Consider the following 25,425-nt stretch of genomic DNA (forward strand, 5'->3'; position numbering starts at 1 on the left):
GAGTGATCACCTCAAACTTATGGGTTTTGATGGAGCTCCTGGTCCATCATGGCGTGAAACAGCTCATTGAGCCGCTCCGTCCGGCCCTGGAGATAGAGCCATCCAAACAGAGCCTCCAGCCCGGTAGCTGCCTGATAGTCTCCCCGGCTGGCCGCCTTGGGGATGGAATGGGGGGCCGTGTTTCGCCCGCGGCGGAATACGTCCTCCTCCTCCTGGGAGAGGAGAGGGAGAATGCGCTGAAGCAGCCGGGCCTGGGCGGGGGCGGCCACATACTGTACCGTGGCGCGGTGCAGATCCTTTGCCTTGGCCTTGCCCTGAAGGATCAGCCAAGAGCGGACCATTACCTCAAATACGCTGTCTCCCAGATGGGCCAGCCCAAGGGAGGAAAGGGACAACAGGGCGTCCCGTTCCAGGTCCAGATGAAAGAAATCGGTCATGAAAAGACCTCCATTTTGCTTTAAAAGTAACTTTTATCATAGCATAGTTCCCGAAAAATGGCAAGGGAGGCGGTAAGCAGCAAGGAGCGCTTGAAAAATAGGGCATATCGTGGTATTCTAAGTCGAACAGGAGGGGAAGGAGGAGAATGTCCATGCGGGTGCTGGCGACAGGGGCATTTTCCTTTTCTGCCTCCATTTTTGCCGCTGTCTATTTGGAGCTGGATGAGCTGCTGCTGCCTCTTGCGGCGGGGAGTGCGCTTGCGGCGGCAGTGGCAGCCTTTGCTTTGGGAAAATGGCCCATGGCTCAGCAGCGTCTGGTTTTGATCTCCTTTGGACTTGCGATCGGCTTTCTTTGGACCTGGGCCTATACCCAGCTGTGTTTCCAGCCTGCGGTCACGCTGGACAACCGGACGGTAGTACTCCATGCTACGGTAACCGATTACCCGCAAAAGGCTTCTTATGGCGGCTACACCCTGCCTGCACGGGTGGAGGCAGATGGCCTCATACGTCCGCTTGCGGTTCTTTATGTGGATGAGCAGGGAGCGAATCTGCGGCCTGGAGATGAAATCACCACGGTGGCTCACTGCACTTTGGCAGACCGTACCTTTTCCGGAGAGGAGATCACCTACTACACCGCCAAAGGTATTTTCCTGCAGGGTGAGGCCTATGGACGTCTGGAGGTTGACCGTCCGGACCGGATTGCGGTCCAATACTGGCCTGCAGTGATGGCAAGGGCCCTGAAAGAAGGCATTGTCCGCGCCTTTCCAACGAAGGAGGCAGGCATTGTCCAGGGGATCGTGACCGGAAACCGGGACAATCTTACCGATGCCTTTACCAGTTCTTTGCAGCGGGTGGGAATGAGCCATACGGTGGCGGTGTCCGGAATGCATCTGGCTTTTCTGGCCCAACTATTGGTTACCCTGCGGGGCAGAGGGCGGCGGTCCACTGCGGTACTGACCATTGTGTGGGCAGTGCTGTTTAGCGCGCTGTGCGGACATACCCCTTCTGTGGACCGGGCGGCCATGATGATCGTGCTGCTCCAGATCGCGCCTCTTTTGAACCGGGAGCGGGATCTTCCCACCTCCCTGAGCGCCGCCCTGATGGTGCTGTTGTTTTTCAATCCCTTCGCGGCGACCCACACCGGACTTCAGCTCTCTTTTGCGGCAGTGGCGGGAATCGCACTGGTCTCCGACCAGATTCAGGACTGGCTTCTGGGCAAGCTGCATTTGAACAAATGGCCGAAGAGCGGGGTAAGAAGGCGTTTGGAGAAGATTCCCCGTTTCGGTGTTTCCACCCTGTCGGCCACTCTGGGAGCATCGGTGTTAACGGTGCCTCTGGTGGCAGCCTATTTTAATACCTGTTCCCTCATTTCCCCTTTGGCGAACCTGCTGACCCTCTGGGCGGTGGGCTTCATTTTTGTGGGCGGGCTGCTGGTGGGGACGGTGTCCATCGTTCTGCCGGGGCTGGGACAGATCCTGGCTCTGCCGGTGATAGGACTTGTGCGGTATGTGGAAGGCGTGGTCAGGCTGCTGGCCATTCCCAATGTATCTGCTTTGTCCATGGAGTGTTTGCTTTACCGGGGATGGATCGTTTTTGTCTATCTGTTGCTGCTGGCAGCGCTCATTTGTAAAGGAAAAAAGAGATTGGGAATTCCCCTGTACGCAAGTGTCTTTACCTTGTCCCTGTCCATGATTGCCGTTGGAATCAGCGCCCGAATGGGAGATATGCAGGTGGCGGTTCTGGATGTGGGACAGGGCCAGAGCGTGGCGCTGAGCCAGAAGAATCTCTATGCCTTGGTTGATTGCGGCGGCGAGCAGGAAAACGCCGGCGATGTTGCCGCCGACTATTTTCAAACCCGAGGGATAAGCCGGCTGGATTTCCTGATCCTGACCCATCTCCATGATGACCATGCCAATGGGGTCCCACGCCTGTTGGAGCGTTTGAAGGTGGAGAACATTCTCCTGCCGGAGGAGGACAGTCCCCTGTTGGACGAGATTCTCAAGCTGGCCCAGGAGAAGAACATTGCAGTGCACAGGGTGACCGAGGACCTGTGCATTGAGACCGAGGACAGTCAGACCCTCAAGGTTTATGCGCCGGTGGAGGAGACCGGGGAGACCAATGAGCGGGGCCTTTCCATCCTGGCGGATGGGGAAAGCTTCCGAACGCTCATTACCGGAGACATGGGCGGGACAGGAGAAGAAAATCTCCTGAAGCTTACCGGCTTACCCCAGGCAGAGGTGCTGGTAGCCGGTCACCACGGCTCGAATACCTCCACCACCCAGGCACTGCTGGATGCCATAAAGCCGGAGTATGCACTCATTTCCGTGGGAGAGGGCAATCTCTACGGTCACCCTGCCCAGGAGACTCTGGAACGGTTGGAAGCAGCAGGGGCGGAGGTATACCGCACCGATTGGAACGGAACCATAGAAATCAGGAAATAACAGGAGGACGTGCCTATGCCGCCCAAAGGAAAGCCGGATACTGCCGGTTACCAAAAGCTGAAAAAAGATCTGTCCGGCAAGAATCCGGGGCAGTTATATATTTTCCACGGGGAGGAGACCTACCTTCGGGACCATTACCTGGGCAGGCTGCGGGAGATGCTGCTGTCTGGAGGGATGGGGGAATTTAATCTCCATGAGATTGCCGCCAAGGATATGTCGCCCCATGCCTTAGAGGAGGCGGTGGATTGTCTGCCCATGATGGCCGAGCGTACCCTCATCCAGGTCACAGACTATGACCTCTTTAAAGCAGGGGAGAAGGACCGTGAGGAATATATCCATATCCTCTCTCAACTGCCGGAGTACTGCTGTGTGGTGTTCGTCTATGATCTCATTGATTATAAGGGAGATGCCCGAACCAAGCTGGCTGCCGCTTTGAAGGCCCACGGGACGGTGGTCAACTTCATCCGCCAGGACCAGGGGGATCTGGTGGACTGGGTGCGCCGGCGGTTCCATGCCCTGGGCAAGGAGATCGACTCCCGGTTGGCTCTGGACCTCATCTTCCTGTGCGGAGACCTTATGCATAACCTCATTGGGGAGATTGAGAAGATTGCAGCTTATGCCAAAGGCCCCCATATCACCTGGGGAGATATTGAGGCAGTGGCCACGCCCCAGCTGGATGCGGTGGTCTTCCGTATGACCGATGCCATCGGCGAGGGTCAATTTGATAAGGCTATGGGGGTGCTGGGAGAGCTCTTCCAAATGCAGGAGGCCCCCATTAAGATCATGTGGTCTCTGGGCCGGCAGATGCGTCAGCTCTACTCCGCCCGCCTGGCTCTGGAGCGGGGAAAGGGGACAGAGTTTGTGGCCGGGCTTTGGAACCTGAAGCCCTATCCGGCAGATAAGCTGGTGCGCAGTGCCAAACGCTTCAGCCTTCCCTGGTGCCGCCGGGCGGTGGTGCGCTGCGGCCAGGTGGATTTGGCCATGAAGTCTACCGGACAGGACGGGAAGGAGCTGCTCACCGGCCTTATGCTGGAGCTGGCCAACCCTGTGAAGAAGTGAGGAAGCCGCTATGCTGAAAATCAAAGAGGCCATTGTGGTGGAGGGCCGGTATGACAAAAATACCCTCTCCCAGGTGGTGGACACCCTGATTTTAGAGACGGGGGGCTTTCATATTTTCAAGGATCCGGAGCAGATGGCCCTGCTGCGCAAGGCGGGGGAGCGCCGGGGGCTCATTGTCCTCACCGACTCCGATGGAGCAGGGTTTGTTATCCGAAACCGTATCCGGGGTTCCATCCCGGCCCAGTATGTGAAGCACGCCTACATCCCCGATGTATACGGCAAGGAGCGCCGCAAGCGTCAGCGGGGAAAAGAGGGCAAGCTGGGGGTGGAGGGGATGCCGCCCCAGGTGTTGGAGGAGGTCCTCCGCCGGGCCGGAGCTACGTTCCTGGAGGAGAGTTCCCAATCGGAGCAGAGCGGTACCTCCCTTACCAAAGCCGACCTGATGGCCGCCGGACTTACCGGGCGGCCGGACAGCGGGGAGCGGCGTCTTGCGCTGCTTCGGAAGCTGAACCTCCCCGAGCACATGAGTGCCAACGCCCTGCTGCAGGTCCTTAATGGCTGCTACAGCCGGGAAGAGGCAAAAAAACTGTTGGAAGAACAAGCATAAAAAGGCTGTGACCGTATTGGTCACAGCCTTTTGTTTCAGTAAACTTGACTATGTCACCATTTTTGACAGTAAGTCCAGGTGGTCCTCCAACCGTTCCACCCCGCCGTAACGGAAAACGGCCACCTTGCCGCCCTTGCCCACTGCCGCCATCTGCCAGGGTTCATCCTTTACGGTGGCCAGGATCACAAAGTCCAGGCCGGGATGAGGAATCTCCTCATATTCCCACCAGAGGTTTACCAGGCGGTAGCTGTCCATCTGGGCCCGTGCAACAGGCTTGGCCAGGGTGGGGATGAGCAGATGGAAACAGGTCATGTCCAGGCTGGGGGAGTAACGGTACTTCCCGCCCTGGGGATCCGGGGAGTAGCCCTCATAGTGCCCCCCTTCGGCCAGGCAGCTGTCCTGACTCACCTCGTACCAAGTGGGGGAGAGAAGGGAGAAGTGGTTGATTCCCTCGTTTTCCCCTTGGTGGAAGATGGAGTCGCCGAACACTTCTTGGGAACCGACCAGCTCGACCCGTTCCAGCTCCTGCAAGGCTACATAGGGACGGGAAAAGTCCTCCACCGGTATCGCCAGGTCCCTGTGGGTTTCTGCACTTAACAGGATCCAACCGATCACAAGAACGGGAATGAGAATCAGGATGAGGCGCTGTTCCCGGACGATGGCCCGGCTGGAACCGGGGGAGGGAGGCGGCGGCAGGCCGGCTTTCAAAGCCCGGCAGGTGTTTTTCAGAGCAGCTCGGTTCCGCCGCCAACGCCGGAAGGTCAAAGCTGCCCAGAGTAAAAACAGCAGGATTACGGGATGAAACAGCAGCAGCAGAACCATGGGCAAACGGGCAAAGCTTACGGGCTGTACATCGTGGCTGCTCCATGGGATGATCAGGGAGAGCAGAATCCCTGCTGGCAAAAGAGCCCAGCGGGTCATCTTGAGCCCGGAGTAGATCCGGGTCTCTTTCTCCAGCCGTTCCAGGGACATTCCCCGGCTCTCCCAATCGGTGTAAAGTTCTACCGCATCCGGATCAGTGGTGTAAAAGAGAACGTAGGGACGGCAGAGGATGGCTTTATATTCCCAGCCCGCCTGGCGGTAGAGCTCCAGCTGCTCCGGCGGGGGCTCGTTTCCCATCTTGCCCCAGGGCTCCAGCCGGAACCGGGTGCCCGGTACGCCGGTGTCCTCAAAGGTGGCCCAGAACCCCAGGTGAGTGGGGAAGAGACCCTGGTTGGCCTGCTCCTCCAGCCAGGCCTCCAGTCCGGGGATGTCATAGAGGGAGACGGGAATCAGCTTCTGCACGGTTTTCATCAAAGACACCTCCAAATCACGCGATCATGTTAACGATCTCGGTCAAATGGTCGGATAAATCCCCGTGCCCGGTGTATTGGACCACCACGACCTTGCCGTCCAAAGTGGCGGCGGCGGTCTGGAAGGGGGTGCCTTCCCGGTGGGCTACCGCCAGATAGTCCGCCCCGGCCTGTGGGTACTGGGTGACGCGCCAAGTGCCGATTTCGTCCTCCGGGGTAACCCACCAGATGTCCTCGTCCAGGGCCATGGAGTGGTCCAGCTGCTCCTTAGCCATTGGCTGAGCCAGGAAGGAGAGAGGGGCAGGAAGATCATACCAGCGGACTTCCATCCGGTTCCAGGTCCCATCCTCGTCCCATTCTCCGGTCTGTACTGCCTCCCAGCTGTTCCAGCACAACAGATAGTGCTCCTGCCGGGCATAGTTGGCGTAGTCCACATAGCCGTTGCTGGACATGGTATAGGGGACAAAATCCTCCCCTTCCACCTGGGCCAGGGACAGAAGGGGAAAGTCCTGGAGTGCCGACAGAGCCTGCAGGTTTCCCCCGGTGAGGGGCAGGATACATTGGGACAAAATCAGCGCGATCCACAGCAGGACAACGAGGGCGAAATATGCTGCGGAACCTAGGTTCCGTTTTGGGTAAGGAACCCGGTGCTCCAAAGGAGTACCGTCCTCCAGCTGCTGCAGGATAAGCTCCAGGTCCCTTTTTTTCAAAAATACGGAGGGGATATTTACCAACAGGCAGATACAGAGCAACACCACGAGGAGAAGCGAAGAAGTGATGAAGTTGGTGATGGGAATGCCTTGGTCAAAAAGCAGAACTCCTGCGCACGAAATGACAAACAGTGTGAACAGGGGAGTTATGACCGTATCCCTCCGGGCTCTTTTATAAAGTTTCTTCCATTGTTCTCCCTGGATGGCCGGGTCTGTGTGAAGTTCCGGAGCGTTTTCGTCCTGGGTTGAAAAGATGAGCATTTCCCGGTTGATGTCTCCCACGCACTCCCAGCCGTATTCCTCATAGAGATCCAGCATGTCGCAGGGCAGGTCGTCATCCACGGCGCGGCGGCAGGGTTCGATCCGGTACCGGGTTTTTCGGGCCGGACCAGGGGTGAAAGTGCAGAACAGGGAGCGGTACTTTTTCAGATATAGTCCCCGCAGGGCCATGTCCTGAAGCCAGCTCTCCGTCCCCTGAATATCGTAGTCGGAGACGGGAGTGAGCTTATAGACGGATTTCATGCTTTGGGCCTCCTTTCAGGCCAATTTTATAGGATCAGCTCTCCGCTTCCAGCCGTTCCAGGAGCAGGGAGAGAGCGGTATCTGCATCGATTACGCCGGAGCAGTTCAGGACGAACATCCGGTCTCCTGCAAGGCCGATATATACCGTGTGGGCAGCTTTTGTGTCGGAATATTGGTAAGTAAAGCGGGTCAGGCCATCCAGAACGGAGGGGAGCGACTCCTCCTGGAGAAAGTCAAAGGCGTTGGTGTGATCGTGGATAAACGGGGTGTTTTCTTCCCAATTTTTCCGGTACTGCTCCAGGGAATGGCGGTGCTCCTCCACCCGGCCCTCATAGACCAGCCGGGCCAGAGCGGGGGAGAGGGCACGCACATGCTCCTGAGAGAGCCGGGTGTCCGTTTTTGTCCCGTCGGAAAGAGTTACCTCGCCCCCCTGGACTACATCGTACTGCTCCGGGGCCAGGGCCGACCAGGATAATTCATCGTAGTGGAGAAGCTCCTGGTTGTTGTAAAGACGAATCTGTGCACTTGCCGGGATGAGCTCTTCCAGTGTGACGTGGGGGAAGGCCCATTCCTCGGGTCCGGACAGCCGTCGGGAATTAGAGGGGTTGAACCAGAGAAGCGTAAGGAAAAACCCCACGGCCGCCAGTGTCGCCAGCAAGACCAATGCCAAGCTCCGCAGCTCCGGGTAGCTCCTACGGCCCGGAGACGGCCATTCCCCACGCTTGAGGATGGACTGTGTACGGTAGATGCCGCAAAAGACACCCAAATTTGTGGAGATCACCGAAAGAGCCAGGATTACCATGAGGGCATAGATGGGAAGAAGGGTATCTGAGCGCAGGATCATGGACATCAAAAGGGATGCCGGCCGGGTGAAGAGCAAGACCCACTCGTCCCAGAAGGCCGCTCCCAGCCAGAGGACCAGGAGAAAGAGGCTGAACCACACCCGTTTGCGCTGACGTCTCATGGCCAGGGCCATACTGAAGGCATCGTTGTAAAGATCGGGGGCCTGAGGATCATCACAGCTGTAGATAGCGTAAAGCTTTCCTGCCTTACCCTCATACCGCCATCCGGCTTCCTGATAGTTGGAGATCCGGTTTTGCAGCTCCAGCTCTCCGATGAGATCCACCCCTGGGTCCAGGCGGTAGCGGGTGCGGGGGGCGTCCGGATCGGTGCGGAAGGGCACCCGTCCGATGAAGGACCACCCCGGCCAGCCGTTGAGGAGGTACCCTTTTTGGGCCTGCTCATTGAGCCAGTGTTCGATCCCGGCAAAATCCCATATGGGGTAGGGCAGCCATTTTTTTACGATCATGGGGCTCGCCTCCTTTACAAAGCGTCAAAGGTTGCGGCAAAGAGGGGGAGATAGTCCAGAAGGTTCTGTTCTCCGTAGTAGTCGGCAAAGAGGACGGTGGTTCCCCGGCGCAGGATAAAAATCCCGCCGGGCAGGAAGGTGCGTGTTTCCCCGGTCAGCTCATTGGTGTGGATCCACTTCTCCCGTGGGGCATAGCGGATCTCATCCAGCCCATAGGCGGCCTCCAAGGTTTCGTAGTCTCCTGAGCCGTTGATGTACTGCCGGCTCCACTCCTCACAGCGCATTTCGGCAAGGATCTCCAGAGGATAGCGGGTGATGGAGATTTCCAGCCGGGGCACGTCAAAAGGACTCTGGTTTGCGCTGAAGCTTCCGTATTGCTGAAAATACCAATGTTCCGGGTTCAACAAAGTCCCATGGTGGGAGATGTAATCCATGTTATAGAAAGGATCCTGGTGAATGCGGAAATCCGCTCCCTCCAGGTCAGTGAGGGTGACAAATCCCGAGCCCTCCAGATCATAGGGGCGGTAGTCCAGACCGGAAAAGAGCTGAACGGTGTTGATGAGAACGGGCAGCAGAAGGAGCAGTCCCGCCGCCAGCAGCCATCCCAGCCCCCGGTGGCCCCTGGGGGATGTACCGTTTTTGACCGCCTTGCGGTAACGCAGCAAATGAATGAGCCCCAACAGGTAGGACAGGTCAACGAAGAAAAAGCCTAGTGCTGCCAGCAGGAAAGGAATGATCATACCGTCGGACAGGGTCTCCACCGGGTAGTACCGGAGACACACCCAGTCGATTTCCCAGGGAGCGCCTCGCCCGTAGAGCCCCAGGAGCAGGAGATTTCCCAAAAGCAGAAGCAGTCCGCAGGCAAGCTTGAAGTGGAAAAATTTCCGGAGGGCGTAGTCCAGTGTATCCGGGTCCGTGTGGGCCTGAGCGTCCAGGTCGGAAGAGACATACACAAAGAAGCTGCCCCGGAACATGCCCCAATATTGCCAGCCGGATTGCTCATAAATGGCGTTTAGTTCCGGATCTTCCGCCACAGGGCCCTGAATGGGCTCCAGATGAACCTGAACCCGAAGGGGGGTGGAGCGCTCAAAAAGAGCGATTGGCCCCATGGCTGCGGCAAAGCGAAGCCCCTGGGCGGAGCATTCCGCCAGCCAACCTTCCAGACCGGGGATATCAAAGCCGCCGAAGGGAATCAGGCGAACGATGGTATGTTTCATCTCAGCTCCTCCTCTCCGTCCAGCACACAGGCCTTTAACCGTTCCAGCTCCTCCCGGAAGGCATCCCGGCCTTTGTCGGTAATGCGGTAGGTACGCTTGCGCCCGTCCACCTGGGTTTCTTCAATGAGCTTTTCCTCCTGAAACTTCGCCAGCAGGGTATAGAGGGTTCCGGGGCCCAGCCGTACCCGGCCGGCAGTTTTCTGTGAGACAAAGTCGGTGATCTCAATGCCGCACATCTCTCCGTGAAGAAAGGACATGAGCACATAGTACATAGGCTCGGTCAGTCCGCCCTTATCCCGTCCAGGCATCGCACTTCCCCCTTTCTCGAATCTCAATATCGTCTAACGATATTATAACATGAGATTATGAGAAGCACAAGAGCAACAAATGGATCTTCCAACAAAATTAAGAAAAAGTTTTTGCCGCAAGCCCATCAAAATATGACGGGAAGCCCTATCCCGGTTTCGGCCCCTTTCGCCCGGAGAGGTTCCTATAATAAGGACTGCGGGACAGCCTGCCGACAAGTGGAGGAAAGGGGAGAGGTACATGACGGTTATTTATGTGGACACGCTCTTTCTGCTCAACGCCATTGTAGATTATCTGCTCCTTTTGGCTGCCGCCCGGCTGGCAGGGGAACCCCTGCGGCGGCTGCGCTTTGCCCTGGGGGCAGTACTGGGGGGACTTTATGCGGTGGCCATTTTCGTGCCGGGGTTGTCCTTTCTCTCCCACCCTCTGTGCCGGGCGGCATCAGCGCTGCTGATGATGGTGGCGGCCTATGGGGGGAGCCGCAGGCTTCTCCGGCAGGGGATTTTATTCGTTGCCCTTACCTGTGCCTTTGGAGGGGGGGTGGTAGCAATAGGACTGATGGGGGGCACTGGCCTGTCTTTGGGAGGCGGGGTCTTCTATTCGTCCATGGACCTCAAAATGGTTTTGCTGTCCGCGGCGGTGTGCTATCTGGTGATCACGCTGGTCTTTCGCAGACTGGGGCGGCATACCGCCGCAGGCGGGGAGCTGGCCCGTGCTGTGCTTCGATTAGGAGACCGCAGGGTGGAGCTGACTGCCCTGGTGGACACAGGCAACACCCTCACCGACCCGGTGTCGGGACGAGGGGTGATGGTGGCCGAGGGAGATGCTGCTCGGGATCTCTTTCCCCATGACCGCCGCCCCACAGCCGAGGATCTGCGGGATCCCGCCGGAGCGCTGGAGCGGCTGGGAACGGGGCGCTGGAGGGGACGCTTTCGCCTTTTGCCCTACCGCTCGGTGGGGGTGGACCGGGGGCTGCTGCTGGCGGTGCGGGCAGACAGTCTGGAAGTGGATGGATGTGCCAGAGGGCCTGTGCTGGTGGCCCTGTCGCCGACCCCCGTGTCAGACGGGGGCGGATACCGGGCCCTGATCGGGCCAATGGAGGATGGAATATGAAAGGGAAAATGCTTTACATCAAATGGATGAACCGTTTGGCTGGCCTGTTTACCCGGCTGGGCCTTCTCCAGCCGGGTAAAATCATGTACATCGGGGGCAGCGACACCCTTCCCGCCCCTCTGGACCGGGCGGAGGAGGCAGAGCTGATCGCCCGCCTGGAGGCAGGGGATGCCAGGGCCAGGAACAAGCTCATCGAGCACAACCTGCGCCTGGTGGCCTATATTGCCCGGCGCTTTGAAAACACAGGAATCCACATCGAGGACCTGATCTCCATCGGGACCATCGGCCTTATTAAGGCGGTGGGCACCTATCAGCCTGCCAAAAGCATTAAGCTGGCCACCTACGCCAGCCGGTGCATTGAAAACGAAATCCTCATGTATCTGCGGAAAACAGCAAACCAGAAAAGTGAGTTGTCCTTTGATGAACCGCTCAATACCGATTGGGACGGAAATGAGCTTCTGCTCAGTGACATTTTGGGCACAGATGAGGATCTGGTGGTGCAGCCTCTGGAGGCGGATGTGGACCGGCAGCTGCTCCATCAGGCTTTGGAGCGGCTGGAAGAGCGGGAGAAGCATATTATCACCCTGCGCTTTGGTTTGGACGGGCGGCGGGAGTGTACCCAGAAGGAGGTGGCTGACCTTTTGGGAATCTCCCAATCTTATATTTCTAGATTAGAAAAGCGGATTATCGCCCGCCTGAAAAAAGAAATTTTGCGATTGATGTAGAAGCTATGGCCAAAGAGGGGAAACCATGATATAATTTTCCGGGTATTTGGAGGGATACCATGAGAATTGGAACAAGAGAGAGAAAGAGAGGAAGAAAACTATGTATGACGCGTTTCTGAATCTGATCTTGGCAATCAGCGACGCCATGTACAGCTATATCTTGATCATCATGCTGCTGGGTGTGGGATTGTACTTCACCCTGCGGGGCAAGCTGCTCCAGCTGCGCATGCTCCCGGAATCCATCCGGGTGGTGGGGGAGAAATCCAAAGATGAGAACTCCGTTTCCGCCTTCGAGGCTTTGATGGTGTCCACCGCCAGCCGGGTGGGTACCGGCAACATTGTGGGCGTGGCCAATGCCATTGCCGTGGGCGGCTACGGCGCGGTGTTCTGGATGTGGCTCATCGCCATTGTGGGCGGAGCCTCTGCCTTTGTAGAGAGTACCCTGGCTCAAATTTATAAGAAGAAGGACCCCAAGGGCGGCAGCTACGGCGGCCCCTCCTATTACATTGAGGCAGCCCTCCACAGCCGTCTGCTGGGTGTGATCTTCGCCGTGGTGCTCATTGCCACCTATGCCGGCGGCTTCAATATGGTGGCCTCCTTTAACCTGCTGGACAGCTTCACCAGCTATGCCTTCTATGAGCAGGCGGGCTATGTGACCCTGGGCGGCGGTACCTATAGCGTGGTTACTCTGGTGGGCGGCGCGGTGCTGGCGCTGCTGGTTGCCGTATGTGTGCTGGGCGGCGGCAAGCGCATCGTCAAGGTCACCGGTGTACTGGTGCCGGTAATGGGCGTGCTGTATATTCTCATGGCCCTGGTGGTCATGGTGCTGAACCTGAACATGATCCCCAGTGTACTGGCCCGGATTTTCCACGACGCTTTTGATTTCCAGGCCATCTTCGGCGGAGCAGTGGGCTTTGGTTCTTCCGCCATTATGCAGGGCATTAAGCGCGGCCTGTACTCCAACGAGGCCGGCGTGGGCTCCGCCCCTAATGCGGCCGCCGCTGCCAGCGTATCCCACCCGGTCAAGCAGGGCCTGGTGCAGATGCTCTCGGTGTTCATTGACACCATCCTGGTGTGTACTGCCACGGCCATGATGTGCCTGAGCACCGGCATTGACATCAAGGGCGGCCTGAACGGCGCTCCCCTGGTGCAGGCCTCTCTGGCTACTACCTTCGGCAGCGTGGGCCCCTATTTCATCACGTTCGCCCTGCTGCTGTTTGCCTTTACCACTCTGCTGGGCAACCTCTTCTATTGCGAGGGCTGCCTGAACTACATTGCCGGACATACCTTAAAGAACAGCGCCATGAATGTGTTCCGCCTGGTTGCCTGTGTGCTGGTCTTTTTGGGCGGGCAGCTGGAGTTCAGCCTGGTTTGGAATCTGGCGGATGTGCTCATGGGCTGTATGGCCATTATCAACCTGCCGGTCATCGTCATTCTGGGCGGCACCGCTATGCGGGCCCTGAAGGACTATACCCAGCAGCGTCATGAGGGGAAGGACCCGGTATTTAAGGCCTCTTCCATTGAACTGAAGCAGAAGACAGATTTCTGGAATTAAATTGGATAAGTTACGGGGCATGGAGACGTACCATGCCCCGTTTTTTGGGAAATCAGGGGTGCACTGCCAGGGAAAAGAGTTTGACAGCCGGGGAGGGATGGGGTAGAATAACAAAGTATTGTATTAGAGCCCACCGCCTCATAGGGCGGCGGCTATACCGGCTGGGCTGTACTGGCCCGGAGCCTGGGAGACGGAGCGTAGAATGAAACGAAATGCGAAAGTATCCACGGCGGTGATTCGCCGCCTGCCTCGATATTACCGCCATCTGTCGGAATTACAGCGAGCCGGCGTGGTGCGGATCTCCTCCAGTGCCCTGGGAAAGTCCATGGGACTGACTGCCTCTCAGATCCGTCAGGATCTGTTCTGCTTTGGAGAGTTTGGTCAGCAGGGATACGGGTATAAGGTAGATAGCTTAAAAGAGGAAATTGGAGAAATTTTGGGCATTAACCGGGGCCATACGGTGGTGGTCATGGGCACAGGCAACCTGGGGCGTGCCATCATTCAAAATTTTCAGTTTTCCAGCAATGGGTTCCGCCTGTTGGCGGCGTTTGACGTCAATCCGCAGGTGGTTGGCACCAAGATTGCGGGAGTGCCCGTTTACCACGCCGATGAGCTGGAGGCCTTTGTGGCTGCCCATCCAGTGAGTGTCGGTATGCTTACGGTATCCATTTCTGCGGCCCAGAGTGTGTGCGACCGTCTGGTCAATGCCGGGGTGCGGGGGATTTGGAACTTTACCAACCACGAGTTGGCCATCAGCCGGGAAAATGTGGTGGTAGAGTCGGTCCATTTTTCTGATAGTCTGCTGACCCTGAGCTATCTGATCTCTCAGCAGGGAGAGACGGCGGAGGAGAGAGAGGAGGAGCTGCCATGAAGAAATTTCTAAGGCCGCTGGTGCTGGCCGTGGCCTTTGTATTGCTGGCGGCCGGAGCTTATGCCGCGGTATCCGGGGACGGACCGGTGAGCCTGAGCTATCTCGTGGAGAACTTTATGCCTCAGGCCTTCCGAGCCGGGACCGAGGCTGCCTACGGCGCCCTTGAGGATACCTATGATACGGCGAAGTCTACGTTGGATCAGGTCCATGGACAGGTGACCAGCGGGGGAAGCGTTGCCTCCGGGCAGTCCAGTGACACCCTCCAGCGCCGGGAGTGGTATGATGGACAGCGGATTTGTCTGAGTACCGGCAGCGGTGCCCTGATGCTGGAGGGCTATGCCGCCGTCACCCATAACGGTGCGGTGGTGGATGTGACCGCCGGGACCGAGGTCTCCTCCGGCGCTGCGTTAAATGCCAACCACCGCTACCTGGTGGGAGAGGATACCACAGCTTATATCACCATCCAGTCCGGCTATGCCACCATGGGGGTACAGGGAAGCTACACCGTGGAGGGGGGAAACACTGCTGCGGCACCCTTCCTGGATGTGAAGCAGAGCGACTGGTACTATGCGCCGGTCAATTATGTGTATGAGAAAAAGCTCTTCTCCGGGATGAGCGAACATACCTTCGGCCCCAAGGAACCGATGACCCGTGCCATGCTCACTACCGTTCTCTATCAGCTGGCCGGAGCTCCGGCCGGTGAAATGGCCAGTGCCAATGTATCCTTGACTGACGTACCGGACAGTGCCTGGTATGCCCCCTATGTGAAGTGGGCCGTGTCCCAGGGCGTTACGGCCGGCACCGGAAACGGTACCTTCTCTCCCAACCGGCAGGTCACCCGAGAGCAGGTGGTGGTGATGCTCTATAGCTTTGCCTCCAACTATCTGGGGCTCAGCATGGGCCAGGGAGCCGACCTGAGCGGCTATCAGGACCGGGACAAGGTGAGCAGCTGGGCTCAGGAGGCGATGGCCTGGGCGGTGGCCGAAGGAGTGGTCAGCGGCGCAAGCAATGGCGGTGTACTTACCCTTAATCCCCAGTACAACGCCAACCGGGCCGAGGTAGCTACCATGCTGCGTTCCTTCGCGGAAAAGATTTCCTGAAGAACAGACACCCATTTTCTGTTCCTGCCATATGATAGGAATGAGAGCGGCAGACAGCCCTCTTAAAACTTTCATATCAGGAGGTACTCATTATGGGGTGCTGCAATAACGGTTGGGGCGGCAACAGCTGCCTGTGGATCATCATCCTTTTGGTCATTCTGTGCTGCTGCGGCAACGGCAACGGCAACAGCTGCGGCAACAGCAACAACTGTGGCTGCAACAACGGCTGCGGCTGCTGACGGACACAGAAACACTTGCAAACGGGTGCGGAGTTTTCCGCACCCGATTTTTTTGCGAAAAATGGATGAAGGCTGCAAATTATCTTGCATTTTTATGAAAGATGGTGTATGATATTTGCCGCAAGCAGAGCCGGCGCTTTTCCGCACTGATGAAAAAGGAAGGGAAAGCGACGGGTTTTGTCGTGCGCCCGTTCTGTGCGGGCGCAAGGAATGTATCCGCTGCCGCAAGGGGAAGAGCGGTTTTTTTGCCGCTTTGTAAGAGCGGAGAACCGTGTGGTACGGGTACTTCCAAATCCCGGCAGAACAGAATAGGGAGGTCGAAATCTTACATGAGCAAATTTCTCAAACGATCCGCGCAGGGCGCGGGTGTCCCCCACGAGAAACGGACTTCCAACCTGGAAACGGTAAAAATGCCGCTGCCCTCTAAGATTGTGCTGTCTATGGGTCAGCACATCGGTGCTCCGGCGTCTCCCGCCGTGGCCAAGGGTGACCAGGTCTATGTAGGTTCCGTGGTGGGCAAGGCCGGGGGCTTTGTCTCCTCCGACATCCACTCCGGCGTATCCGGTGTTGTGGACAGTATCATCACCATCACCGCGCCCAATGGCGCGCCGCAGACCGCCGTGGTTATCATCCCCGACGGGGAGCAGAAGGTGGACCCCTCCATCGCTCCTCCTGTGGTCACTGATCTGAAGTCCTTCCAGGACGCCGTCCGCGCCAGCGGTCTGGTCGGCCTGGGCGGCGCCGGTTTCCCCACTGCGGTAAAGCTGGCCCCCAAGAACCTGGACGAGATCGATACCCTGGTGATCAACGGCGCCGAGTGTGAGCCCTATATCACCTCGGACAACCGCTGCTTCCTGGAGGATACCCAGTTCATCATGGACGGTATCCAGGCGGTCATGAAGTACTTGGAGATCCCCAAGTGCATCATCGGCATCGAGGGCAACAAGCCCGAGGCCATTGCCAAGATGAAGAGTGTGGCCACCCAGGGCGTAGAGGTCAAGGAGCTGCCCTGCCGCTACCCCCAGGGCGCTGAGAAGGTGCTCATTGAAAATTGCACCGGCCGGGAAGTGCCTTTCCCCGGCCTGCCCTCTGACGTGGGCGTAATTGTTATGAACGTCACTTCTGTGGCTTTCGTAGGCAAGTACTTAAAGACCGGCATGCCTCTGGTCACCAAGCGTCTGACCGTGGACGGCGACATCATCAAGGAGCCCAAGAATGTTGAGGTCATCATCGGTACTCCCGTTCAGGAGCTGATGGACTTCTGCGGCGGCTTCACCGATGAGCCGGGCAAGGTCCTTTACGGCGGCCCCATGATGGGCAACTGCCTGGCCAGCCTGGACCAGCCCATTTTGAAGAACAACAACGCGGTTCTGGCCTTCTCCAAGAAGATGGCCCAGACCCCCAAGGTCACCAACTGCATCCACTGCGGCCGGTGTACCAACGCCTGCCCTCTGGGCCTGTCCGCCAAGGAGATTGTCCAGGCCTATAACGCGGGCAATGTGGAGCTGCTGCAGGAGCTCAACGCCGATCTGTGCATGAGCTGCGGCACCTGCTCCTTTGTCTGCCCGGCCAAGCGGCCTCTGGCCCCCTCCATTGCCCTGGCCAAGATCATGATGAAGAATGGAGGTAAAAAGTAATGGCCAATAAACTGATCGTTACCGCCGCGCCTCACATTACCAGCGCGGACTCCACCCAGAAGATTATGCAGCGGGTGTGTCTGGCCCTGGTGCCCACCCTGATCGCCTCTGTGATCATCTTCGGAGTCAATTCCCTGATCCTCACCGCCATCACCGTGGCGGCCTGTGTCTTCTTCGAGTGGGCCTACTGCAAGCTCATGGGCCGGGAGAACCCTGTGGGGGATTTCTCCGCTGTAGTGACCGGCATGCTGCTGGCCTTCAATCTGCCTTCCACCTTGCCCTGGTGGATGCCCATCGTGGGCGCGTTCATCGCCATTGTCATCATTAAGCAGCTCTTCGGCGGTCTGGGCTATAACTTTGCCAACCCCGCCATCGTGGGCCGTATCGCTATGGCTGTTGGCTTTGCCGGACGTATGTCCACCTACGGTTTCCCCCAGGGTGCGGATGCCGCTACCTCCGCCACCCCTCTGGCTCATGTGGCCGACCTGGGCGCCGGTGACTATGTGACCCTGCTGCTGGGCAACCACGGCGGTGTGCTGGGCGAGACCTGCGCCATCACCCTGATCGCCGGCGGCATCTACCTTATTGTTACCAAGGTCATCAGCCCTGTCATTCCTGTGACCTATCTGGCCACTGTGGCTGTGCTCAGCGTGTGCTTCGGCCTTGACCCCATCGTGCAGCTGCTGTCCGGCGGCCTCATGCTGGGTGCCTTCTTTATGGCCACCGACTATGTCACCTCTCCCACCACCCAGAAGGGCAAGCTGGTCTTCGGCATTGGCCTGGGTCTCATTACCATGATGATCCGTCACTTCGGCACCATGAACGAGGGCGTGTCCTTCGCCATTCTGCTGATGAACCTGCTGGTGCCCTATATTGAAGTGCTGACCCGGCAGGATAAGCTGGGCATCGCCAAGGTGAAAAAGGGAGGCGAGAGCAAATGAGCAACTGGAATCGAGTATTTAAGCCCATCGTGGTGCTGTGTGTCATCTGCATCGTCATCACCGGGGCTCTGGCCGCCACCAACAGCGTGACTGCCCCCATCATTCAGGCGGCTACCATCGCCGCCCAGAACGCCGCCCGCGCTGAGCTGCTGCCCGAGGCCGAGGGTGCCTTCACCAAGGTGGAGGGTGTTGAAGTGGAGAATGTCTCCGACGTCTACACCGCCGACAACGGCACCGGCACGGTCATTACCTGCTCCGGCAAGGGCTACGGCGGCACGGTTACCGTCATGGTGGCCTTCAACCCTGACGATACCATCAAGCAGATCAAGATCACTGAGTCTGCTGAGACCAAGGGTATTGGTACCAACGTTACTGAGAACGCCGAGTATTGGGCCAATTATAACGGTCTGTCTGCGGCTCAGGCCCTGGTGCTGGGCAGCGATGTGGACGCCTATTCCGGCGCCACCATCTCCAGCCGGGCTGTGAACAACGCTGTGAACGCCGCCATTGAGGCGTACAACGCGATCGCTTGAAAGGCAGGTGGAACAAGATGAGTAATAACAGCAAACTGAAAATTCTGACCAACGGTTTTCTGAATGAAAACCCGGTTCTGCGGCTTGTCCTGGGCACCTGTCCCACTCTGGCCGTCACCTCTATGGCTTCCAACGGCATCGGCATGGGCCTTGCGGCCACTTTCGTGCTGATCTGCTCCAACATCGTCATTTCCGCCCTGCGGAAGATCATTCCTGACCAGGTTCGTATTCCCTGCTATATCACCGTCATCGCCGGTTTCGTGTCCGTGGTGCAGATGCTGGTCAAGGCCTATGTGCCCGACCTGGATAAGGCCCTGGGCGTATACCTGCCCCTGATCGTGGTGAACTGCATCATCCTGGGCCGTGCTGAGATGTTTGCCTCCAAGAACGGTGTGGTTGATTCCGCTCTGGACGGTCTGGGCATGGGGATTGGCTTTACCATCACCCTGGTGGTCATGGGTTCCATCCGTGAGATCCTGGGCTCCGGCACCTGGATGGCCGGTCTGGGCAGCCTGATCCCCGCCCTGGGTGCGGACTTTGCCATTCAGGTCATTCCTGAGTCCATTGATCCTTTCACTATCATGACCAGCGCCCCCGGCGGCTTCTTCGTCTTCGGAATCCTGATGGCCGGCGCTACCTGGCTGACCTCCCGCCCCAAGAAGAGCGAGAAGTCTGCTGAGGCTGTGGAAGGAGGCAATGCGTAATGGAAATGGCACTGAAACTTGCCAGCATCTTCTTCACCATGATTTTGGTGGACAACTACGTGCTGGCCAAATTCCTGGGTATCTGTCCCTTCCTGGGCGTGTCCAAAAAGCTGGACAGCGCGGTGGGTATGTCTCTGGCCGTTACCTTCGTCATGGTCATGGCCACTGCCGCCACCTGGCCCATCTACACCTTTGTGCTGTCTCCCGCTTATGCGGCGGGCACCAGCCGTGACCTGGGCTATCTGCAGACCATCGTCTTCATCCTGATCATCGCCATCCTGGTGCAGCTGCTGGAGAACTTCCTGAAGAAGTTCGTTCCCGCTCTGTATAAGGCTCTGGGTGTGTACCTGCCCCTGATCACCACTAACTGCACCATTTTGGGCGTGACCATCCTGAACCTGGACAACGGCTATAACTTTGTGGAGTCCATCGTCTGCGCCGCCGGCGCCGGCATCGGCTTCCTGGTGGCCATGGTGCTCTTCTCCGGCGTGCGCCGCCGTGTGGAGCAGGCCATCACCCCCAAGTGCTTTGAGGGCCTGCCCATCACTCTGGTGGCCGCCGCAGTTACCTCCCTGTCCTTCATGGGCTTCGGCGGTATTGTGGACGCCATCTTCAAGGTTTGATAGGAGGGGGAGTAGAGTATGGATCCGATTATTCTGGCAATTGTTATTGTCACCGTCATCGGCCTCATTGGCGCGGTGATTCTGGTGGCCGCCTCCATCTTTATGTATGTGCCCGTAGATGAGCGTGTGGAGAAGATCACCGCCGTCCTGGCCGGTGCCAACTGCGGCGCTTGTGGCTGCGCCGGCTGTGCCGACTACGCCAAGAGCATCGTGGAGGAGGGCAACGCGGTCAACAAGTGTACCCCCGGCGGCGCTGCCTGTGCCGCTAAGATCGCTGAGATCATGGGTGTGGAGGCCGGTGCCTCTGTGCCTATGAAGGCGGTTGTGATGTGCTCTGGTACCTGCAACCAGACCTCCAAGCGCTATGAGTTCCAGGGCCTGCAGAGCTGCCAGGCGGTCAAGGGCCTTTACGGCGGCGACGGAATGTGCAAATACGGCTGCCTGGGCTACGGTGATTGTACCCGTGCCTGCGCCTTCGATTCCATCCACATCGTGGACGGCATCGCCAAGGTGGACTACGCCAAGTGCGTGGGCTGCGGCGCCTGTGCCGCCGCCTGCCCCAACGCGGTCATCAGCATTATTCCGGAGCACAAGCGTAAGCCTGTCGTCCAGTGTCTCAACAAGGACAAGGGCGCCGACACCCGCAAGGCTTGCACCGCTGGTTGTATCGGCTGCATGAAGTGCACCAAGGTGTGCCACTTCGATGCCATCACCGTGGAGAACAACCTGGCCCACATCGACCAGGACAAGTGCAAGGGCTGCCAGCTGTGCGTGAAGGAGTGCCCCGTGGGGATCATCCACGTGCCTGCCAACAGCTAAGAACGCAAATCAGCATAAAAAATGCCTCCGGCCTAAAAAGCCGGAGGCATTTTTTATAACTCGGATAGAGAACGAAATCAGTCCCGCAGCCAGCTTGGCAAGGTTCTGGCCTTTACACTGGATACCATGCCCATGGCGGCGTACAGAGTGATGACCGAGGAGCCGCCGTAGCTGATGAAGGGAAGGGTCAGTCCCATGACAGGAAGCACATAGAGGCACATGCCCACGTTCAGGGCGATTTGGATGAAGAGCATTGCCGCCACGCCCATGCATACATAGGCATCAAAGGGAGAGCTGGCATGACGGCCTACCCAGATACAGCGCAGGACCACTGCCCCTAAAATGAGCAGCAGAAGCAAGCAGCCAATGAGTCCCAGCTCCTCGCCGCATACGGCGAAAATAAAGTCGGTGTGCCGGGCAGGCAGGGTGTGGGAGTATTCCGACTGGGTGTAGTCCCCCTGGAGAAACCCCTGGCCGAAGAGCTGTCCGGAGCCAATGGCCAGGATGGAACGGGTCTGCTGGAAGCCCCGGCCCTGGGGGTCCAGGTCGTGGTCAAATACCACCCGGAAGCGCATAATGCGGTAATCGGTCCACCATTTTGTCTCCGGAAGGACAAAGAGCCAAAGGATGACTGCCGCCAGAACAATCCCGCCGCCTACCAGAAGAAACCAGCGCAGTTTGACGCCGGAAGCCCAGGCCATAAAGGCGAAGATGACCATATACACCACGCACATGCCCATGTCTCCGCACACGACGGAGATAAGGCCCAGCATGAAAATGGTATGTCCGCCGATTTGAATCAGGGAGGGCAGGGAACTGATATCCCGCTCCTGCTCCTGGATTTTTGTGATCTGGAGACTGAGCAGGAGAATAAACGGAAGCTTGACGATTTCATTGGGCTGCATGTCCACCGGGAAACCGGGGATATGGATCCAGTTAAGGTTGCCGGAGTTATAGTCCTCCCCCAGGGGGGTGAGGAGAAGCAGAATAAATACAACGTTGAAGGCCAGGATATACTTCCAATTTTTTTCTACAAACAGGTGGAAGTCAACCATGGTCAGCAGCATATAGGCCACCACGCCCAACACCACGGCCAGAGCCTGGACCATGATGGGGCGGTTGGAATTCAAGTACCGGGTGGCGGAAAATACCAACAGCAATCCATAGCCGCTGGCCAGCAGACACAGGGATAGCAGGATCAGATCGCCCTTTTTGAAAAATTCCCGCACGGGGGAAAAGAGTGTGGTCAAGACCTCACCTCCTGAAGGGGCCCGGAGAGGGCGGAAGAATCGAATAAAATTGGTCCGATTTATTTTAGCACATTTTGGTGGAAAGGCAAACCATATCGTGGTATAATCTCCTGGATGTATGAAAATTTTCTGTGAACGGAGGGATGGCTTTGTCCGTCCGCTATGTAACCAATACGGAGGAGGAGACCCAAGCGCTGGGGGAACGGCTGGCCGGGCGGCTTATGCCGGGAATGGTGATTGCCTTTACCGGGGACCTGGGGGCGGGAAAGACCGCCTTCACACGGGGACTGGCACATGGACTGGGAATTACCGAACGGGTGACCAGCCCCACCTTTAACATTGTCAATGAATATGAGGGGGGGCGGCTGCCCCTGTTTCACTTTGATATGTACCGCCTGGGCTCCTCAGATGAGCTTTATGACATCGGCTGGGAGGACTATCTGGCACGGGGAGGCGTGTGCGCTGTGGAGTGGAGCGAAATTATCGAGGATGCCCTGGAGCACGACACCGTACGGGTGGACATCCGTCGGGGGGAGCATGAGGGACAGCGCCTGATTGAGATCGGAGGAATTGAACTGTGAATATTTTGGCCCTGGAGTCCTCTGCTCCCGCCTGTTCCGCCGCGCTGATGCGGGATGGGGAGCTGGTGGCCCAGAACTATCAAAACAGCGGCCTGACCCACAGCCGCACCTTGCTTCCTATGGTGGATGACATGCTGCGAAACTGCGGGGAGAGTCTGGAGAATGTGGATGTGCTCGCCGTGGCTGCCGGGCCCGGTTCTTTTACAGGCCTTCGCATTGGCGTGGCCACCGCAAAGGGGCTGGCCTGGGGGCAAGGGAAGCTGTGTGCCCCTTGTTCCACATTGGAATCTATGGCCTGGCCCCTGGCCCATCTGAAGGGAAAGCTCATCATCTGCGCCATGGATGCCCGGCGTAAGCAGGTCTACAATGCCCTGTTCCTGGCCCTGGGAGATCAGCTGGAGCGGCTGAGCCCTGACCGGGCGATCTCTCTGGAGACGCTGGGAGAGGAACTGAAAAATTTCCATTTTCCGAAAATTGTCGTTGGAGATGGCGCGCTGCTGTGCTATAATACCTTACGAGAGCGTGTGCCAGAGATGGAACTGGCCCCCCGGCACCTGCGCATGCAGAGTGCCTTTGGGGTGGCTATGGCGGCCCAGCGCCTGGTCCGGGAGGGCAGGCTGGTGGAAGGCAGCGCTTTGACTCCCGTATACCACCGCCTGTCACAGGCGGAACGGGAGCGACTGGAACGGGAACGGAACTTCACATCCAAATCTAATGATAAAGGGGATCATCACAATGTTTGACGAGAAAGTACACGTACTGGACCACCCGCTGCTGCAGCACAAGCTGACCATCCTCCGGGATGAGACCACCGGCGTGAAGGAGTTTCGAGAGATCGTCTCCGAGATCGCTGCCCTGGAGTGCTATGAGGCCACACGGGATCTGCCTCTGGAGGACGTGGTGGTGAAAACCCCCGTGGCCACCGGCACCTTTAAGCAGCTCACCGGCAAGAAGCTGGCCATTGTTCCCATTCTCCGGGCCGGCCTGGGCATGGTGGACGGCATTTTGAATCTGATCCCCTCTGCCAAGGTGGGCCATATCGGTCTCTACCGCGATCCTGAGACCCACCAGCCCGTGGAGTACTACTGCAAGATGCCCAGTGACATTGCCGACCGTGATGTGATCGTCCTGGACCCCATGCTGGCCACCGGCGGTTCCGCCTCCGCTGCCATCACCTTCCTGAAGGGCTATGGCTGCAAGCACATCAAGCTGATGAACATTCTGGCCGCGCCCGAGGGCATTGAGGTCATCCGCCGGGATCATCCCGATGTGGAGATCTACGTAGCTGCCGTGGACGAGAAGCTCAATGACCACGCCTACATTGTGCCCGGCCTGGGCGATGCCGGCGACCGTATTTTCGGCACCAAGTAAGAATACCGATTTTAATTTTATAAAAAAGCCGCCCCCTGCCGCCGGGTAGGGGGAAGGGACGTTCGCGTTTCCTCCGTTAGGCCGTAGAAGGAGGAAAGACGGGCGTCCCTTTTTGTGCGTTTGGGGGATTGAGAATACATGCAGAATCAACTGATCCGCAGGGAATTTTTCCGTTACACCTCCCAGAACATTATGGGGATGATCGGCCTGTCCTGCTATATTTTGGCGGACACCTACTTCATTTCCCAGGGCCTGGGGGCAGATGGCCTGACGGCGCTCAACCTGGCCATTCCGTTTTATAATTTCATCCAGGGCATCGGCCTTATGCTGGGAATGGGAGGGGCCACCCGATTCTCCATTCTCCGGGGCCAGGACAGGGAGGAGGAGGCCCTTCGGGTCTTTACCCAGTCCCTGATGCTGGCGTTGATTGCCGGCGTGCTGTTTGTCATTCCCGGCGTCTGTTTCCATTCCCAACTGAGCACCTTGCTGGGAGGAAGCGGAAGGGTCCATGGAATGACCGCAACTTATCTGCAGGTGCTGCTGTCCTTTGCGCCTGCCTTTTTGCTCAACAATGTGCTGCTGTGCTTTGTACGAAATGATTCCGCCCCCAGACTGGCCATGACGGCTATGTTGGGAGGGAGCTTTTCCAACATTGTGCTGGACTATATCTTTATTTTCCCTCTAAACATGGGAATATTCGGCGCGGTGCTGGCCACGGGCCTGGCGCCGGTGATCAGCATGATGATTTTGGCTCCTCATTTCCGAAGGGGCACCCTGCGCCTGAAGAGAGAGGGCCTGCGGCTGCGCGGGACGGGAAAACTGGCCGTTTTGGGCTGTCCGTCCCTTATTTCAGAGCTCTCTTCCGGGCTGGTGCTGATTTTGTTTAACCTTATTATTCTCAGCCTGGCCGGAAATTTGGGCGTGGCAGGCTATGGAGTGGTGGCCAACATTTATCTGGTGGTGCTGGCTCTGTTCACCGGCCTGGGCCAGGGGATTCAGCCCCTGGTCAGTTCCGCCTGGGGCAGGAGGGACACCCATTGTGTGCATACGGTATACCGCTACGCCTTGTGGGTGGCGGCGGTGCTGGCAGTGGGGGTTTACGTTCTGGCCGTGGTTCTGGATGACCCCATTGTGGCCGCCTTTAACCGGGAAAACGATCCCCTCCTGCAGGAAATCGCCGTGCGGGGGCTGCATCTTTACTTCATTGCCTTCTTCTTTGCCGGCTTCAACGTAGTGACGGCGGTGTTCTTTTCTTCCATGGACCGGCCCCGTGCAGGCTTTGCCGTGTCGATCCTAAGAGGGTTTGTGCTCATCGTCCCGCTGGCAATGGTCATGTCCCGGATCTGGGGGATGGATGGGGTGTGGCTCAGTGCCCCGGTGACCGAGGCGGTTACGGCGTTGGCTGCGGTGATGTTTCTGAAAACAAGCAAATTCCAATGAAAAAAACCCACGGAGAGCACTGT

At 57.9% G+C, this 25,425-nt stretch carries 26 protein-coding genes; 19 read left to right on the plus strand and 7 right to left on the minus strand.

Translation table 11 applies throughout. The features are described from left to right. Window positions 1-17: 17 nt before the first annotated feature. Window positions 18-437 (minus strand): Mini-ribonuclease 3, encoded by a 420-nt coding sequence (locus ACTQ3R_RS08070; protein ID WP_441778622.1) that lies wholly within the window; start codon window positions 435-437, stop codon window positions 18-20. A 152-nt stretch (window positions 438-589) separates the two neighbouring features. Here ACTQ3R_RS08070 and ACTQ3R_RS08075 point away from each other — a divergent pair, with 152 nt between their 5' ends. From ACTQ3R_RS08075 to ACTQ3R_RS08085, 3 genes are read left to right on the plus strand one after another with little or no spacing between them, the layout of a single operon-like run. Continuing rightward, window positions 590-2,878: a DNA internalization-related competence protein ComEC/Rec2 gene (locus tag ACTQ3R_RS08075; RefSeq protein ID WP_441778623.1), complete on the plus strand. Its 2,289-nt coding sequence runs from the start codon at window positions 590-592 to the stop codon at window positions 2,876-2,878. 15 nt (window positions 2,879-2,893) lie between these two features. Then, on the plus strand, window positions 2,894-3,937 hold the full coding sequence (holA, locus tag ACTQ3R_RS08080; protein WP_441778624.1) for a DNA polymerase III subunit delta: 1,044 nt from the start codon (window positions 2,894-2,896) through the stop codon (window positions 3,935-3,937). 10 nt (window positions 3,938-3,947) lie between these two features. After that, on the plus strand, window positions 3,948-4,544 hold the full coding sequence (locus ACTQ3R_RS08085; protein WP_441778625.1) for a toprim domain-containing protein: 597 nt from the start codon (window positions 3,948-3,950) through the stop codon (window positions 4,542-4,544). A 48-nt stretch (window positions 4,545-4,592) separates the two neighbouring features. Here the strand turns inward: ACTQ3R_RS08085 and ACTQ3R_RS08090 are convergent, their stop codons facing one another. From ACTQ3R_RS08090 to ACTQ3R_RS08110, 5 genes are read right to left on the minus strand one after another with little or no spacing between them, the layout of a single operon-like run. After that, window positions 4,593-5,837: a DUF2812 domain-containing protein gene (locus ACTQ3R_RS08090; protein ID WP_441778626.1), complete on the minus strand. Its 1,245-nt coding sequence runs from the start codon at window positions 5,835-5,837 to the stop codon at window positions 4,593-4,595. Between the two features lie 16 nt (window positions 5,838-5,853). After that, complete coding sequence (locus ACTQ3R_RS08095) at window positions 5,854-7,068, minus strand: DUF2812 domain-containing protein (protein WP_441778627.1); 1,215 nt, start codon at window positions 7,066-7,068, stop codon at window positions 5,854-5,856. 34 nt (window positions 7,069-7,102) lie between these two features. After that, window positions 7,103-8,377 (minus strand): hypothetical protein, encoded by a 1,275-nt coding sequence (locus tag ACTQ3R_RS08100; RefSeq protein WP_441778628.1) that lies wholly within the window; start codon window positions 8,375-8,377, stop codon window positions 7,103-7,105. A 14-nt stretch (window positions 8,378-8,391) separates the two neighbouring features. Next, a complete protein-coding gene (locus ACTQ3R_RS08105; protein ID WP_441778629.1) occupies window positions 8,392-9,594 on the minus strand; it encodes a hypothetical protein in 1,203 nt (400 codons plus the stop codon). After that, window positions 9,591-9,902 (minus strand): PadR family transcriptional regulator, encoded by a 312-nt coding sequence (locus ACTQ3R_RS08110; protein ID WP_441778630.1) that lies wholly within the window; start codon window positions 9,900-9,902, stop codon window positions 9,591-9,593. The genes ACTQ3R_RS08105 and ACTQ3R_RS08110 overlap by 4 nt, the downstream gene beginning before the upstream one ends. A gap of 238 nt (window positions 9,903-10,140) precedes the next feature. Here ACTQ3R_RS08110 and ACTQ3R_RS08115 point away from each other — a divergent pair, with 238 nt between their 5' ends. The 12 genes from ACTQ3R_RS08115 to ACTQ3R_RS08170 all read left to right on the plus strand — a co-directional run bounded on the left by ACTQ3R_RS08115 (window position 10,141) and on the right by ACTQ3R_RS08170 (window position 20,760). Next, window positions 10,141-11,013 (plus strand): sigma-E processing peptidase SpoIIGA, encoded by an 873-nt coding sequence (locus ACTQ3R_RS08115; RefSeq protein WP_441778631.1) that lies wholly within the window; start codon window positions 10,141-10,143, stop codon window positions 11,011-11,013. Continuing rightward, complete coding sequence (gene sigE, locus ACTQ3R_RS08120; RefSeq protein ID WP_441778632.1) at window positions 11,010-11,738, plus strand: RNA polymerase sporulation sigma factor SigE; 729 nt, start codon at window positions 11,010-11,012, stop codon at window positions 11,736-11,738. Before ACTQ3R_RS08115 ends, sigE begins: the two co-directional genes overlap by 4 nt. A gap of 100 nt (window positions 11,739-11,838) precedes the next feature. Further along, window positions 11,839-13,293, plus strand: a complete 1,455-nt coding sequence (locus tag ACTQ3R_RS08125; protein WP_441778633.1) for an alanine/glycine:cation symporter family protein — start codon at window positions 11,839-11,841, stop codon at window positions 13,291-13,293. A 202-nt stretch (window positions 13,294-13,495) separates the two neighbouring features. After that, a complete protein-coding gene (locus ACTQ3R_RS08130; RefSeq protein WP_441778634.1) occupies window positions 13,496-14,164 on the plus strand; it encodes a redox-sensing transcriptional repressor Rex in 669 nt (222 codons plus the stop codon). Then, complete coding sequence (locus ACTQ3R_RS08135) at window positions 14,161-15,264, plus strand: S-layer homology domain-containing protein (protein ID WP_441778635.1); 1,104 nt, start codon at window positions 14,161-14,163, stop codon at window positions 15,262-15,264. Before ACTQ3R_RS08130 ends, ACTQ3R_RS08135 begins: the two co-directional genes overlap by 4 nt. Window positions 15,265-15,356: 92 nt before the next feature. Further along, entirely contained in the window at window positions 15,357-15,503 is a 147-nt protein-coding gene (locus ACTQ3R_RS08140) for a hypothetical protein (RefSeq protein WP_441778636.1), read from the plus strand. Window positions 15,504-15,832: 329 nt separating this feature from the next. Beyond that, window positions 15,833-17,140 carry an electron transport complex subunit RsxC gene (rsxC, locus tag ACTQ3R_RS08145; protein ID WP_441778637.1) on the plus strand — a complete coding sequence of 436 codons (1,308 nt, stop codon included), beginning with the start codon at window positions 15,833-15,835 and terminating at the stop codon, window positions 17,138-17,140. Then, entirely contained in the window at window positions 17,140-18,081 is a 942-nt protein-coding gene (locus ACTQ3R_RS08150; RefSeq protein WP_441778638.1) for an RnfABCDGE type electron transport complex subunit D, read from the plus strand. The genes rsxC and ACTQ3R_RS08150 overlap by 1 nt, the downstream gene beginning before the upstream one ends. Continuing rightward, window positions 18,078-18,614 carry an FMN-binding protein gene (locus ACTQ3R_RS08155; protein WP_441778639.1) on the plus strand — a complete coding sequence of 179 codons (537 nt, stop codon included), beginning with the start codon at window positions 18,078-18,080 and terminating at the stop codon, window positions 18,612-18,614. The genes ACTQ3R_RS08150 and ACTQ3R_RS08155 overlap by 4 nt, the downstream gene beginning before the upstream one ends. 17 nt (window positions 18,615-18,631) lie before the next feature. After that, a complete protein-coding gene (gene rsxE, locus ACTQ3R_RS08160; protein WP_441778640.1) occupies window positions 18,632-19,318 on the plus strand; it encodes an electron transport complex subunit RsxE in 687 nt (228 codons plus the stop codon). 5 nt (window positions 19,319-19,323) lie between these two features. After that, window positions 19,324-19,941 carry an electron transport complex protein RnfA gene (locus ACTQ3R_RS08165; protein ID WP_441778712.1) on the plus strand — a complete coding sequence of 206 codons (618 nt, stop codon included), beginning with the start codon at window positions 19,324-19,326 and terminating at the stop codon, window positions 19,939-19,941. Between the two features lie 18 nt (window positions 19,942-19,959). Next, window positions 19,960-20,760, plus strand: coding sequence for an RnfABCDGE type electron transport complex subunit B (locus tag ACTQ3R_RS08170; RefSeq protein WP_441778641.1), 801 nt, complete (start codon window positions 19,960-19,962; stop codon window positions 20,758-20,760). Window positions 20,761-20,837: 77 nt separating this feature from the next. Here the strand turns inward: ACTQ3R_RS08170 and ACTQ3R_RS08175 are convergent, their stop codons facing one another. After that, entirely contained in the window at window positions 20,838-22,010 is a 1,173-nt protein-coding gene (locus ACTQ3R_RS08175; protein ID WP_441778642.1) for an FtsW/RodA/SpoVE family cell cycle protein, read from the minus strand. Window positions 22,011-22,159: 149 nt separating this feature from the next. Here ACTQ3R_RS08175 and tsaE point away from each other — a divergent pair, with 149 nt between their 5' ends. The 4 genes from tsaE (at window position 22,160) to ACTQ3R_RS08195 (ending at window position 25,402) form a co-directional block, all read left to right on the plus strand. Next, window positions 22,160-22,591: a tRNA (adenosine(37)-N6)-threonylcarbamoyltransferase complex ATPase subunit type 1 TsaE gene (gene tsaE, locus ACTQ3R_RS08180; protein WP_441778643.1), complete on the plus strand. Its 432-nt coding sequence runs from the start codon at window positions 22,160-22,162 to the stop codon at window positions 22,589-22,591. Then, window positions 22,588-23,334 carry a tRNA (adenosine(37)-N6)-threonylcarbamoyltransferase complex dimerization subunit type 1 TsaB gene (tsaB, locus tag ACTQ3R_RS08185; RefSeq protein WP_441778644.1) on the plus strand — a complete coding sequence of 249 codons (747 nt, stop codon included), beginning with the start codon at window positions 22,588-22,590 and terminating at the stop codon, window positions 23,332-23,334. The genes tsaE and tsaB overlap by 4 nt, the downstream gene beginning before the upstream one ends. Further along, window positions 23,327-23,962 carry a uracil phosphoribosyltransferase gene (gene upp / locus ACTQ3R_RS08190; protein ID WP_441778645.1) on the plus strand — a complete coding sequence of 212 codons (636 nt, stop codon included), beginning with the start codon at window positions 23,327-23,329 and terminating at the stop codon, window positions 23,960-23,962. Before tsaB ends, upp begins: the two co-directional genes overlap by 8 nt. A 138-nt stretch (window positions 23,963-24,100) precedes the next feature. Continuing rightward, complete coding sequence (locus tag ACTQ3R_RS08195; protein WP_441778646.1) at window positions 24,101-25,402, plus strand: MATE family efflux transporter; 1,302 nt, start codon at window positions 24,101-24,103, stop codon at window positions 25,400-25,402. Window positions 25,403-25,425 lie beyond the last annotated feature (23 nt).

The sequence above is a fragment of the Lawsonibacter sp. LCP25S3_E2 genome, assembly GCF_052117285.1.
GTDB lineage: Bacteria > Bacillota > Clostridia > Oscillospirales > Oscillospiraceae > Lawsonibacter.

What these genes read in the sequence shown, in the direction of transcription:
- ACTQ3R_RS08070 (WP_441778622.1), bottom strand. Translation starts at nt 437, where the DNA reads ATGACCGATTTCTTTCATCTGGACCTGGAACGGGACGCCCTGTTGTCC.
- ACTQ3R_RS08075 (WP_441778623.1), top strand. Translation starts at nt 590, where the DNA reads ATGCGGGTGCTGGCGACAGGGGCATTTTCCTTTTCTGCCTCCATTTTT.
- holA (WP_441778624.1), top strand. Translation starts at nt 2,894, where the DNA reads ATGCCGCCCAAAGGAAAGCCGGATACTGCCGGTTACCAAAAGCTGAAA.
- ACTQ3R_RS08085 (WP_441778625.1), top strand. Translation starts at nt 3,948, where the DNA reads ATGCTGAAAATCAAAGAGGCCATTGTGGTGGAGGGCCGGTATGACAAA.
- ACTQ3R_RS08090 (WP_441778626.1), bottom strand. Translation starts at nt 5,837, where the DNA reads ATGAAAACCGTGCAGAAGCTGATTCCCGTCTCCCTCTATGACATCCCC.
- ACTQ3R_RS08095 (WP_441778627.1), bottom strand. Translation starts at nt 7,068, where the DNA reads ATGAAATCCGTCTATAAGCTCACTCCCGTCTCCGACTACGATATTCAG.
- ACTQ3R_RS08100 (WP_441778628.1), bottom strand. Translation starts at nt 8,377, where the DNA reads ATGATCGTAAAAAAATGGCTGCCCTACCCCATATGGGATTTTGCCGGG.
- ACTQ3R_RS08105 (WP_441778629.1), bottom strand. Translation starts at nt 9,594, where the DNA reads ATGAAACATACCATCGTTCGCCTGATTCCCTTCGGCGGCTTTGATATC.
- ACTQ3R_RS08110 (WP_441778630.1), bottom strand. Translation starts at nt 9,902, where the DNA reads ATGCCTGGACGGGATAAGGGCGGACTGACCGAGCCTATGTACTATGTG.
- ACTQ3R_RS08115 (WP_441778631.1), top strand. Translation starts at nt 10,141, where the DNA reads ATGACGGTTATTTATGTGGACACGCTCTTTCTGCTCAACGCCATTGTA.
- sigE (WP_441778632.1), top strand. Translation starts at nt 11,010, where the DNA reads ATGAAAGGGAAAATGCTTTACATCAAATGGATGAACCGTTTGGCTGGC.
- ACTQ3R_RS08125 (WP_441778633.1), top strand. Translation starts at nt 11,839, where the DNA reads ATGTATGACGCGTTTCTGAATCTGATCTTGGCAATCAGCGACGCCATG.
- ACTQ3R_RS08130 (WP_441778634.1), top strand. Translation starts at nt 13,496, where the DNA reads ATGAAACGAAATGCGAAAGTATCCACGGCGGTGATTCGCCGCCTGCCT.
- ACTQ3R_RS08135 (WP_441778635.1), top strand. Translation starts at nt 14,161, where the DNA reads ATGAAGAAATTTCTAAGGCCGCTGGTGCTGGCCGTGGCCTTTGTATTG.
- ACTQ3R_RS08140 (WP_441778636.1), top strand. Translation starts at nt 15,357, where the DNA reads ATGGGGTGCTGCAATAACGGTTGGGGCGGCAACAGCTGCCTGTGGATC.
- rsxC (WP_441778637.1), top strand. Translation starts at nt 15,833, where the DNA reads ATGAGCAAATTTCTCAAACGATCCGCGCAGGGCGCGGGTGTCCCCCAC.
- ACTQ3R_RS08150 (WP_441778638.1), top strand. Translation starts at nt 17,140, where the DNA reads ATGGCCAATAAACTGATCGTTACCGCCGCGCCTCACATTACCAGCGCG.
- ACTQ3R_RS08155 (WP_441778639.1), top strand. Translation starts at nt 18,078, where the DNA reads ATGAGCAACTGGAATCGAGTATTTAAGCCCATCGTGGTGCTGTGTGTC.
- rsxE (WP_441778640.1), top strand. Translation starts at nt 18,632, where the DNA reads ATGAGTAATAACAGCAAACTGAAAATTCTGACCAACGGTTTTCTGAAT.
- ACTQ3R_RS08165 (WP_441778712.1), top strand. Translation starts at nt 19,324, where the DNA reads ATGGCACTGAAACTTGCCAGCATCTTCTTCACCATGATTTTGGTGGAC.
- ACTQ3R_RS08170 (WP_441778641.1), top strand. Translation starts at nt 19,960, where the DNA reads ATGGATCCGATTATTCTGGCAATTGTTATTGTCACCGTCATCGGCCTC.
- upp (WP_441778645.1), top strand. Translation starts at nt 23,327, where the DNA reads ATGTTTGACGAGAAAGTACACGTACTGGACCACCCGCTGCTGCAGCAC.
- ACTQ3R_RS08195 (WP_441778646.1), top strand. Translation starts at nt 24,101, where the DNA reads ATGCAGAATCAACTGATCCGCAGGGAATTTTTCCGTTACACCTCCCAG.